The organism is Sphingomonas sp. Sphisp66 (assembly GCF_047324325.1).
Taxonomy (GTDB): domain Bacteria; phylum Pseudomonadota; class Alphaproteobacteria; order Sphingomonadales; family Sphingomonadaceae; genus Sphingomonas.
This window is the reverse complement of sequence record NZ_CP168508.1, coordinates 366,911-378,478: the sequence shown is the minus strand read 5'-3', so window position 1 is coordinate 378,478 and position 11,568 is coordinate 366,911. Positions and strand designations below refer to the sequence as shown.

Annotated in this window: 7 protein-coding genes and 1 tRNA gene; 2 read left to right on the top strand and 6 right to left on the bottom strand. The window is 63.0% G+C overall.

What is annotated here, in order from left to right; genetic code table 11:
• Positions 1 to 3: 3 nt before the first annotated feature.
• From ACEN8G_RS01855 to ACEN8G_RS01845, 3 genes are read right to left on the bottom strand one after another with little or no spacing between them, the layout of a single operon-like run.
• Complete coding sequence (locus ACEN8G_RS01855; protein WP_413414390.1) at positions 4 to 2,922, bottom strand: TonB-dependent receptor; 2,919 nt, start codon at positions 2,920 to 2,922, stop codon at positions 4 to 6.
• A 58-nt stretch (positions 2,923 to 2,980) separates the two neighbouring features.
• Positions 2,981 to 3,991: a FecR family protein gene (locus ACEN8G_RS01850; RefSeq protein ID WP_413414391.1), complete on the bottom strand. Its 1,011-nt coding sequence runs from the start codon at positions 3,989 to 3,991 to the stop codon at positions 2,981 to 2,983.
• On the bottom strand, positions 3,988 to 4,569 hold the full coding sequence (locus ACEN8G_RS01845; RefSeq protein ID WP_413414392.1) for an RNA polymerase sigma factor: 582 nt from the start codon (positions 4,567 to 4,569) through the stop codon (positions 3,988 to 3,990). Before ACEN8G_RS01845 ends, ACEN8G_RS01850 begins: the two co-directional genes overlap by 4 nt.
• Positions 4,570 to 5,232: 663 nt before the next feature.
• Here ACEN8G_RS01845 and ACEN8G_RS01840 point away from each other — a divergent pair.
• Positions 5,233 to 8,085 (top strand): TonB-dependent receptor domain-containing protein, encoded by a 2,853-nt coding sequence (locus ACEN8G_RS01840; protein ID WP_413414393.1) that lies wholly within the window; start codon positions 5,233 to 5,235, stop codon positions 8,083 to 8,085.
• A 583-nt stretch (positions 8,086 to 8,668) separates the two neighbouring features.
• Positions 8,669 to 8,863: a LysR family transcriptional regulator gene (locus ACEN8G_RS01835; RefSeq protein WP_413416538.1), complete on the top strand. Its 195-nt coding sequence runs from the start codon at positions 8,669 to 8,671 to the stop codon at positions 8,861 to 8,863.
• On the opposite strand, the gene ACEN8G_RS01830 is transcribed toward ACEN8G_RS01835, so the two are convergent.
• From ACEN8G_RS01830 to ACEN8G_RS01820, 3 genes are all read right to left on the bottom strand, one after another.
• Positions 8,855 to 10,177, bottom strand: a complete 1,323-nt coding sequence (locus ACEN8G_RS01830) for a tyrosine-type recombinase/integrase (RefSeq protein ID WP_413416539.1) — start codon at positions 10,175 to 10,177, stop codon at positions 8,855 to 8,857. The genes ACEN8G_RS01835 and ACEN8G_RS01830 overlap by 9 nt on opposite strands.
• Before the next feature lie 169 nt (positions 10,178 to 10,346).
• Positions 10,347 to 10,421 (bottom strand) — tRNA-Gln (locus tag ACEN8G_RS01825).
• Between the two features lie 23 nt (positions 10,422 to 10,444).
• The gene (locus ACEN8G_RS01820) at positions 10,445 to 11,542 is read right to left on the bottom strand and encodes a branched-chain amino acid aminotransferase (RefSeq protein ID WP_413416540.1); all 1,098 of its coding nucleotides are present in this window, start codon (positions 11,540 to 11,542) and stop codon (positions 10,445 to 10,447) included.
• Positions 11,543 to 11,568: the final 26 nt, after the last annotated feature.

Genomic DNA, 11,568 nt, shown 5'->3' with positions numbered 1-11,568 from the left:
TTTTCAGAAGCTCGCGGCCAGGCCGAAGAAGATGCGGCGATCCTCGCGCGCCGAGAAGGTCAGGCGATCCCGTTCACCCAGATACTGGGAGTCGATCTCCTTGGTGAGATTGATCCCCTCGAGCGTCAGGCGCAAATTCGGGGTCAGGTTGATCTGAACAGATGCGTCGAGCTGCCCGCGTCCGTTGACATAGTTGTTTCCGCCGCTCGCGGCGGCGCCGACGCTGTTCAGATAGGCGCTGCGATAGGTATAGGCCGCCCGCAGCGAGAATATCTTGTCCTCGAAATAGCCTATCAGCGTGAAGCTGTCGCGCGAGAGCCCCGGAAGCGGCAGGCGCTCGCCGGTGATCGCGTCCCGGAGCGGCGTGCGGCTGTCGACATAGGTATAGTTGGCCTGGATGCCGAGGCCGTTGAACGGCGCCGGCAGGAAGCGCAGGGCCTGTTGATAGGCAAGCTCGAACCCCTTGATGCTGCCATCCTCGCCATTCTGGGGCTGCGAGATGTCGAACAACCCGAAACGCTCCGAAAAGCCCGGGACGAATTCGCGGCTGACCGTGTTCACCGTGAAGGAATCGACCTTCTTGTAGAAGACCGCCCCGGTCAGCGAGCTCGCCTGCGCGAAGTACCATTCGAGCGTGGCATCGGCCTGCATGGCCTCGAACGGCCGCAGACCGGGATTGCCGCGCGATCCGGTCATCGAGACGGTGTTGGGGACGAAGCTGACGCTGACCTGGTTGAGGCTCGGCCGCGAGACCACCTTGGCGGCGGCGAGCCTCAGGGTAAGGTCCTTGTTGAAATTGACCGCCAGATTGGCGCTCGGCAGCCAGTAGCCGAAGTCCGATTTGATCACGTTGGTCTGGGTCGCCGACAAATAGCCCAACGTGGAGCGGGCGGTCTCGATATAGCGGAGGCCGGCGTTGCCGGTATAGTCGACAGCGCCCAGGGTGCCCTCGAAATTCGCCTTCACATAGGCGCCGAGCGTCTCCTGCGTCACATCCTTGATCGACGTCGGCCCCACCGTGATGCTGGTGTCATAGGGATTGGGAGCCGCGAGGCCCAGTCCTGCACGGGCAGCACGCTTGTCGAGCGCCCCGCCGAGCAGATCGCGTGGAAAGTTTCCGGCGACACCCGGGAAGAACGCACCATAGTCCCGGCCATAGCTCAGTCCGGGCAACTCATCGACGGTCAGGATCCCATCGCCGTTGCGATCCCCCTTGCCCAGAAGGCTTGCTGCCACGGGCAGGTTCTGCGGATCTGCGGCGAGCAGCTCGACGCGCTCGTAGCGCATTCCGGTCTCGACGGAGGCGAGGATTCCCCACTCCGTCTTGTACTTCCAGTCGAGCCGCGCATCGTAGCCCTTGTTGTCGGTTACGGCATCATAGTCGAAGATCGACAGCAGCTGATATTGCGCGGGATCGTTCGGGTTGAAGTTGGCGGATATCGACAGGTCCGGCACGGCATTGCCGCCGCGCAAGTCGTAGCTGGCACTCGCCACGTTCCCGGCGCGCGGAACCACGACATAGGCGAAAGACGCGCCCGGACCGCCATCGCTGCCCTTGCCGCGGCTGTAGGACATGTCGACGGTGACGCGCGCCCGATCATTTTCCCATTTCACCGATCCGCCGAGGAGCGTCGATTTCAGGTCGGTCGGCTCGTCATAGATCAGCGGGCGGACGGTTACGCCGGTGAAGGTGCCGGCAACCACGGTGCTCTTGCCGTTCACCGTGGCGGTCGTGTCGTTGTTGTTGAACAGCACCTGATAGTTGACGCTGTTCCGACGCCGCTTGAGATGATTGTAAGTGGCGTCGAGGATGATCTCCAACTCGTCCGTCGGCCGCCATTGCGCGGTGCCGTTGAGCGTCAGCCTCTTCTCGGTGCGGTCGAATATGCGCGCCATGAAACGGTTCGGGCGAAAGAGCCCGGGGTCGTCGACCCCGTCGCCATTGCCGTCTATGGCGCCGGTCTGGGTCCAGCCCCCACTGTCGAAGCTGTAGCCCAGGGTCTTGGTGTCCGAATAGGCGACGCTGGCAAGCACGCCGAACCGGTCGCCGAGCTTGGTGGAGACCAGCGCCGAGCCGCGATAGCCGACATGGTCGGCCTGATCAGCATAGGCCCCCTGGAGCCTTCCGGCCGCGACGAAGCGCGCGAGCTCGAGCGGACGCTTGGTGCGCAGGTTGACCGTCGCGCCGAGCGCGCCCTCCGGCATGTCGGCGGTGGGCGACTTTATGACCACGATCGACGACAGGATTTCGGGGCTGATCGTCTCCAGCGCGGCATTGCCGCCATTGCCCGGACCGATAAAATTGCGGCCGTTGATCTCCAGCCGGTTCTGCGAAATGCCACGGATCGTGAAGCTGGAGCCATCGCCTTCACGCCGGCTGATCTGCACGCCCGTCACGCGGCTCAGCGATTCCGCGACATTCTGGTCGGGCAGCTTGCCAATGTCCTGGGCGGTGATCACATCGACGATGCTGTCGGCACCCCGTTTCACATTGATCGATTGCTGCAGCGACCCGCGGATTCCGGTGACCACGATTTCCTGCTCGGCTGCCTCCGAGGGCGTTTCGGCCTGGGCGCTTTCCCGGGCAGGCGAACTAGCGCCGGCGGCCTGTCCGTTTCCCAGGCGGACGATCGCGATCGCGCCAGCCTCGCCGTTCCGGCTGCCGAATCCTGTGCCGCGCAGCAGCGCAGCCAGGGCATCTTCGGGAGAACCAGCCCCCCGGAACCCGGCGCTGTTCAGGCCTGCAATATCCTCGACACGGTAGATCACCGGCCTGCCCGATTGCCGGGCGAATGCGTCCAGCGCCGTCTTCAGCGTACCGGGCCGGATATCGAAGTTTCGCTGTTGCGCCTGGGCCGGCGCCGCAATCGCGAACATGCAGGTGCTAGCGGCAAGCGCCGCAGCGAGGCTGGTGAACCTCATCCTCTTCCCCCTTTTGCGCGGGTGCTCCATAGCCGCCCGTCTCCAGGGATTAGGACAATCAATGATCCGTCGGCTGTAATGCACTTTTCTGAATTTTGATTTCCGTGTCCGTTTCCGCGATCTCGAGACCATAGGCATCACGGAGCAGCCGCGCGAATGCGCGCGGCTCCGACGCCGGGAAAGTGCCACCGATGCGGATATTCGACGCTGCCGGATCGTCGATGACGATTTTCTTGCGATTGTAGCGATTGAACTCGAGGGCGATGTCGCCAAGCCGTTCGTGATCGAAGCCCAGCATGCCTTCCCGCCAGGCCAGCGCCTGATCGAGGCGCTCGGGCGAAGCTGCGGTCACCAGCGTCGCCGCACCGTCGCTCAGCGCCACGCCACCTGCGGCGACGATCGCCGAACGTGCCGCGCTCGCATGCTCGGCATTGTCGACCCGCACGCGGCCCTCGCGCACCCAGACCACCACCTTGTCCCCCACCCGGCGTACGGAAAACTTGGTGCCGAGCACCGTGATCTCGCGGGGGCCGGCGTGCACGACGAACGGCAATCCGTCGCGGTGCGCCACTTCGAAAAACGCTTCGCCCTTCTCCAGCCACACGGCGCGGCTCCCGCCGCCGATCGCCGTCCTGACCCGGGTATCGGTGTTCAGCTCCACGCGGCTGCCATCGGTGAGCCCGACCAGTCGATGTCCGCCCACTTCCGTCGCGAAGGTAGCGGCCGCCATGCTGCCGGTTTCGGCTTTTCCACGGTGCCCGTCATGAACGACGACGCCGATGACTGCAGCCATCGAGGCGGCAAGGGCGGTCAAGCCGCCCCAGAATGCCGGCCGCATCCGGAAAGCATATCCACGCTCGCCCCCTGTCACAGGGGCGCCGCCCCGAAGCGCGGCAACGCGATCGGCCTCTCTCCAGCTGTGTTCGAGACGCCAATAGGCCGCCTTGTTCAGATCGGATTCCTCGAGCCAGGCGTCCAGCGCCGCCTGATCGCCATCGGACCAGTCGCCCTGCTCGCGCGCGAGAATCCAACGGGCGGCGCGGTCTCTGGTTGAACCGGCGTCGCTCACGACTCGCCCCTTTTCGTCCGTTGTGCCGAATATCTGCGCCTGACGATCTTGCCCGCCCCGCCGAGCATATGGTCTGCCAGCGCCTTCATTCCCATCGCAAGCTGGTGGTTGACCGCATCCTTGCCGATCCCGAGCCGCTGCGAGGTTTCGGCGACGTCCAGCCCCTCGACCTTGCGCAGCAGCACGATCTCCCGGACGCGCGGCGAAAGCTTGTCGATGCCCGCCTGCACCCGGCGCAGCGTGTCGCGCGCGTGCAGCTGGCGTTCCGCTTCGAAGATGTCGATCTCCGTCGCAACGGTCTCAAGGTCGGCCACGAGTTCGAACGAGACGATGCGCGCCCGCTTTGCACGGTTGATCAAGTGATTGCGTGCGACGGCGAACAGGAAGCCTGCCGTATTGTGGGGGATCGCATTCCGGGCGCCGGTGATCGCGAGCTCATAGACATCGTGCATTAGATCAGTCGCATCGTCCGCAGCCGGCCAGTTTCTTCGGATGAAGCGCAGCAGCGCTCCTTCGAGGGGGAGCACCTCCTCGCAGAACCAGGTCCGGACCACCTTATCCCTGTCCAAATTGCTCAACCCGGTTATCGCCGCAGATCGGCGCCTCACTGACCCAGACAAATCAGGCAGGAGAAGCTGTAACGCAATTCTGAGTTCGTCGGCATTCTGACGCCGCAATCAGTCAAATAGTTGGAGCGCGAGATCGTTTGGCGCGGATCGGGCAGTCCTAATATCGCCGCCCCTTCCGCCGACACCCGCGGACAGAATGCTGCTCGCAGCTGACCAAATTGTCCGGGCCAACGACATATCGCACATCGAGCTGATCCGCACCCCGGAGAGCGGAGGCAAAGCCGCAATTCAGCACGCCCCCCTTTCGTCCGGAAACGCGCGGTCGATCCCATCGCGAGGCTACGCGACGCCTGAAGAAATTGCCATTGCCGGGCGCCTATCCGGATATAACTTCCTTCCAGTCCCAAGGTGTCGCGGCGGCGCCCGAAAAATCCCTGCCCGCTCAGTGGTTGCGGATCGGAGACCGGTCGCAATTCTACAGCGAAATGCGTTTAATTTGACCGCGCCTATCCATCTTGACTTGTACTTCCCGCTGTAACGCCAAAGCCACACTTACCGAATGATCGCGCCACTTTCACCCAATTGCCATTGCGGGAAAGCCTACCGTTTGTTTCTCTACTGTGACCAACAAAAAAGAGGATGTCTCGCCAAAGGCCCAGTGGAGGATCGACCATGCGCGATATCATGTTGTGGAAGAATGTCGGCATCGCAACTACGGCGCTTGCCACTGCCTTGGTGGCGATGCCCGCCCGGGCGCAGACGACACAGACCGGTGATGTTCAGGTGACCGATGAGGAAATTGTCGTCACCGGGTCGCGCATCCGACGAAGTCCGCTTGATCAAGCCAAACCCGTAACCACGGTCGATGAGGCTTCTATTGCCCGCACAGGCCTGAGTTCGGTCGCCGACGTCCTTCAGCGCCTGCCAAGTGCCGGCGGCGGACTGAACACCAAGGTAAACAACGCAGGCAATATCGGCGGCCCGCCCGACGGAACCGGCGTGAGCTCGGGCTCGGCAGAAATTGACCTGCGGTACCTCGCTGCCAAGCGCACGCTCGTGCTCGTCGATGGGTTGCGCTATGTCAACGGTACGGCGGCAGGCGGCATTCCGGCCTCGGTCGATCTCAATGCGTTGCCCACCAGCATGATCGAGCGCGTCGAAGTGCTCCAGTCCGGGGCATCCCCGCTCTACGGGACCGACGCGGTGGCGGGCGTGGTCAACATCATTACCAAGCAAGGCCAACAGGGCCTGCGCGCCTCGGCGCAGTTCGGGACCTACCGCCAGGGCGACGGCCATACCCAGACCTACGAAGCGAGCTACGGCATCCAGTCCATCAATACTGGAACATCGGTAGTATTCGGCGGCTATTATACCAAGCAGGAAGGCATCAGCACCGCCGATCGCTCGATCTCTCAGTTCCCCACCCCTGGGGCGACAAGCTGCGCCGCGGGAGGTTGCTCAAGCGCGATACCCAATGGCCGCTTCGACGTGCTCGGCCAGAGCCTGACGCTAGTTGCGCCGGTTATTGGGCGGAAGCCCGTCTATCCCGCCGATTTCAGGGCCTATTCGTCGGCGAACGACTCCTTCAACTTCGCCCCGTTCAATTACCTGCTGACACCATCGGAGCGCTATGGCGGCTTCGTCAACTTCAAGCAGGAAATTGGCGAGAACATCAACATGCGCGCCAAGCTGGTGGCCAACCACCGCCAGTCGACCACGAAGGCAGCGTTCCTTCCCTTGTTCGTCGGTCCCGACGCGGGCAACGGCAATTTGCTCGACACGATCTCGATCGACGCGACCAATCCCTACAATCCCTTCGGCGTCACGCTCTCGCCGGGTGCCAACGGGTCGCCCGCCAATTATTCGACGGTGCGCCGCCGCTTCGTCGAGGCGGGGCAGCGCGTGTTCAGCCAGACCGTCGACACGCTTTCCGCCACACTCACGTTCGATGGCTCCTTCGACCTCGGCGACCATAAATGGTATTGGGACGTTAATGGCGTCTACGGGATCAACGACGCGCACCAGCTGTTTACCGGTAACGTCAATGCGCAGAACCTCGCCCGCGCGCTCGGACCTGTCGCTGCCTGCACCGGCAGCTGCGTGCCATTCAATATCTTCGGCGGCGCCGGCTCAGTTACCAAAGCCATGCTCGACTACGTCACCTTCGACGAGCGGGACAAGAGCAGCCAGAGGCTATGGGACTTCACGGCCAATTTGTCGGGTGAGCTGTTCAACCTGCCTGCCGGTCCGGTGGGCATCGCCCTCGGCTATGAGCATCGGGACCAGCACGCCAGCTATGATCCCGATCCGATCATCGTCGCGGGGCTTGGCGCGGACGTGCCGACCAGCCCGGCGCGGGGCGGGTTCAATGTCGACGAAGTCTATGGCGAGCTTCGTGTACCGCTGCTGGCGAACACGCCCTTCTTCCACTCGCTCGAACTGAGCGGTGCGGTGCGCTATTCCGACTATTCGTCGTTCGGTAGCAACACCACCTTCACGGCCTCGGGGCTGTGGAAGCCGGTGCCGGACCTGCTCTTCCGCGGTGGCTATGCGGAGAGTCTGCGCGCGCCGAGCATCGGCGAGCTCTATGCCGGCCCCTCGCGCTTCGACGCGACGATCGACGACCCGTGCACCAGCGCACCGGGGGGTTCTTTCCAGACCAACGCAACCGTCCGCTCCAATTGCATTGCCAACGGCGTTCCGGCCAATGGAAGCTATGCCGAACCCACAGGCGGCCAGCTCGGCGTCTTTTCGCAAGGCAACACCGCGTTGAAGCCGGAAACCGCGGAGACCTGGACGGCGGGCGGCGTGTACAGCCCGAGCTGGGCACGCGGCGGCTTTGCCAGCGCGCTGAGCCTTGAGGTCAATTGGTACAGCATCAAATTGCGCAATGCGATCGACTCGGTCCCGGCGACGCTCACGCTCTCGCGTTGTGCGTTCAACGCCGATCCGGTCAGTTGCGCGGCAATCACGCGCACCGGTAGCGGTGCAGTAGCCTCAATCAATGCGCGGTTGCTCAACCTCAATGCGATCGAGACCTCGGGTGTCGACTGGACTCTGGCCTTTCGTTCCGCCCAGTTCGGCGGTGGATCCGTCGGGCTAAACGTCAACGCGGCACATCTGATCAAATACAACATCGTACCGCCTTCGGACCTCAACGCGCCGACGCAGAAATATGCCGGTACCGAGCGGGGGAGCCCGGATCAGGCCTATCCGAAGTTCAAGCTGAACGGCACGATCGACTGGTCGGCGCCGGCCTACGGCATTTCATTCACAGGACGATACATCTCCTCGGTCGACGAGCGTGACGGCGTGCATCGCATGGGCAATGTCTTCTATGGGGACGTCCAGCTCTATTTTTCGCCGGGTTGGATGGATCATCGCCTACGGCTCACCGCCGGGGTGAACAACGTGTTCGACCGCGATCCGCCGCAATGCTTCACGTGCGACAGCGCAAATTTCGATCCAACCACCTACGACCTGCCGGGTCAGTTCGGCTACCTGCGTCTCTCGTACGGGTTCTGACCTCGCCGCGAGAAACTGTGGTCCGGGCGTCATTACGCCCGGACCTCTTATCCTGAACCCGTTCACAACGGCGACTTAGGGGCCGGTTGCAGACTGACAGGTTTAAGACGATCGAAGATAGAAGCTGCCGTTATGAGCTTAGCCATACGTCCAGCCGCAGCCGCCGCTCGAAGTAGCGCGCCAGCCATTCCGATGTCTCCCTGAGGAGTCGGCGATACGCTCCGCCATGGCCATTCTGGCAGCTTCCATGAGGCTGCTCCAGCTGTCCGGTGCGGTCCGGGATGGCCGCTCATGACTGACCGGCGCCGTGCCAGGCGGCGATGCTGAGATAAATGTCGACAGAAAGTCCGAGCGCATGACCTCTTATTCGCGCGGCAAGCGATGTTGGTCACTCAATGTCGAACTTTTCTGTCGAAATTCCCTTCAGCCTGTGCCCCTCTCGCTGCGGTCGGCCCTGACTTCGGCCATGGTGCCAGCCTGGCAATCGGCAGGGATGGGGAGGCGGAAAGGCAGAAAGATCGATGCGCGATTATTCGAAGAGATGCCGGGCTCTACCCCGCAGTACTACGCGTGAGGACATGGGATGGAGTGGAGCGACGTTCGTATCTTCATAGCCGTGGTGCGGGCCGGCACGCTGGGCGGCGCTGCCCGCTCGCTGCGTCTCAGCCATCCCACAGTCGGCCGGCACCTCCGTGCGCTCGAGGATCTAGGATTCCTCCCGCGAACCCCACTATGGCCCCTTTGCATCGCCCAGCCGAACTACTCCCGTCTATGCTGATCCTCTCTCGGCGAGGAGGTCATTGTCGTTCGCACTTTTGGGTGCTGGGCAGCCGAGCAGATCGGCGACGCCTGCCTTACGGGCTAGGCCCAATATCTCATTCTCCCATCTCAGGAACCAAGCCCGCTTTTCTTCCTCGAGCTCGTAGAGATCGTAGGTACGCTCCAGGCCCTTCTTGACGTGATTCATCATCGCTTCGGCAGTCTCGAAGTCCACATCCAGCCGCTTAGTGTTTGAGCGAGCAGTGCGGCGGAAATCATGGGGGGTGAAGTTCTCGAGCTTCCGCCCTGCGAGCTTCTCCATTCGATCATGCACCCGGTCTCGCGCCTTGTACCATCCCGACCGTCGCGGCCCATCGACCCGCTCAGCGGGGAACACCCATTCATTATTGGTTCGCATCAGGCGCTGGCCCCAAGGGCCCAGCGCTATCCTATGAGCCATAGAGTTCTTCGCGCGGCTCGCAGGGACCGTCCAAACTCCGTCGACAACTTCGTCAGCACGGGCTCGCACAACCTCCGAAATGCGCGCTGCGGTGAGGAGCCAGAGGATCATCCCACGACGGAGATCACATTCCTCCTGCGCGACAGCACACAGAAACCATTCGATTTCCTCCAGGCTCAGCTTTCGCGAGCGGGGCTCCTCTGGAAACCGCAAATCCCCAAGACGCCGCGATGGATCGGATTCCAACCCGACAACGGTCCCGCGGAGCGACGTCGCCCAACCGAAGAAGACCTTCAGTTCGGCAGCGAGCCGGTTCGCCCGGACCTGCGCCCGCTCGCCCTTCGCCTGGACAAGGGAAACAAGGTCTCTTTCACTGACGTCATAGATCACCCGGTCGGCGAGAGCCGGCGCAATGTCGGTCGCATAGATGTAAAGCTTGTCCGTGATGGTGCGTGGCTTGTTCTTCCGCTTGGCGCGTGAGGCTCGTCCCTGCTCCACCGCAACCATGTACAGTTCGTGCGCCCTAGCTACGGTCATTGTCGCACGGAGTGCGGCCGCCCGCGCGACCTCATACTGCACCGCACGCTCTGCGGCTTCGGCTCGCTCAACTTCTCTCGGATCGACGCCCGCCTCGATTTGCTCGTTGAACACTCGCGCTCGAGCTCGCGCGTCAGCGATACTGTGCGCGGGAAACTGCCCGAGCGTGCGCTTAAAGAAGCCATCGCGGCCCTGCAGCCGACGATAGTATCTCCAGACCTTCTTCCCGCTCCCAAGCACCGCGATCGAAAGGCCGGGCGTTTGTGAATCCGGGATACACCCTTTCGACAGCACATCAATTGCGCTCGGCGTCAGGTCCTTAATCTTGCGTGCCATAACCGACTCCAGCCGGCCCCAGCACACTAAAAATCGGGATACAAATCGGGATACAATAGCCGTCGAATCCAGGCGAACCCGGTCCAACCGGGTCCAACTGAATTTCGAAGCAGCTGATCGAGATTGATATCTGTTTCAGTGTGTTAAAGCCGAATCACGAGGATTCGGTTGGCTGGGGCGGAAGGATTCGAACCTTCGGTACACGGTACCAAAAACCGTTGCCTTACCACTTGGCTACGCCCCAGCAGAGCGGGCGCTTATAGGGACTTAGCCGATGCGTTCAACCCAGCCGTGCGGATCTTCCGCCGTGCCGCGCTGGATGCCGCCGAGCTCGGCGCGGAGCTTCTCGGTGAGGATGCCCGGACCGCCATTGCCGATCACGAACTCATAGCCGCGCCCGCGCACCTTGCCGATCGGCGTCAGCACCGCCGCGGTGCCGCAGGCGAACGCCTCGCGCAGCTTGCCGCTCTCGGCATCGGCCTTCCACTGGTCGATCGAATAGCGCTCCTCGCGCACTTCGATCCCCTGCGCCCGCGCCAGCGTCAGCAGCGAATCCCGCGTGATGCCGGGCAGGATCGTGCCACCCAGCGGCGGGGTGACGATCGAGCCGTCGTCCATCACGAACATCACGTTCATCCCGCCCAGCTCCTCGACATAGCGGTTCTCGACCGCATCGAGGAACACCACCTGGTCGCAGCCCTCGCCGATCGCTTCCTTCTGCGCGATCAGGCTCGCGGCATAGTTGCCGCCGCACTTGGCCGCGCCGGTGCCGCCCGGCGCCGCCCGCGTGTAATGCTCCGATACCCAGAGCGTCACCGACGGCGCGCCGCCCTTGAAATAGGCGCCCGCCGGCGAGGCGATCACCATGTAGAGATATTCGCTCGACGGCTTCACGCCCAGGAACACCTCGCTCGCGAACATGAAGGGCCGCAGATAGAGCGAGCCGCCCTCGATCTCCGGAATCCAGTGCTGATCGACCTTCACCAGCTCGCGGATCGAGCTGAGGAACAGCTCGTCCGGCAGCGGTGCCATCGCCATGCGCTCGGCGGATTCGCGGAAGCGGCGGGCGTTCTCGCCGGCGCGGAACAGGGTCACGCTGCCATCGGGCGTGCGATAGGCCTTGAGGCCTTCGAAGATCTCCTGGGCATAGTGGAGCACGGCAGTCGCCGGATCGACCTGGATCGGGCCGCGCGGCAGGATCCTCGCGTCGTGCCAGCCCTTCTCGGCCGAATATTTGATCACCGCCATGTGATCGGTGAACACCTTGCCGAACCCAGGATTCGCCAGCACCGCGGCACGATCGGCATCGCCGACCGGATTGGGGTGCGCTTCGAATTCGAAATCCAGGATCGTGGTGTCGTGCATCTTGCCTCTTCCCGACTCTGCCTACA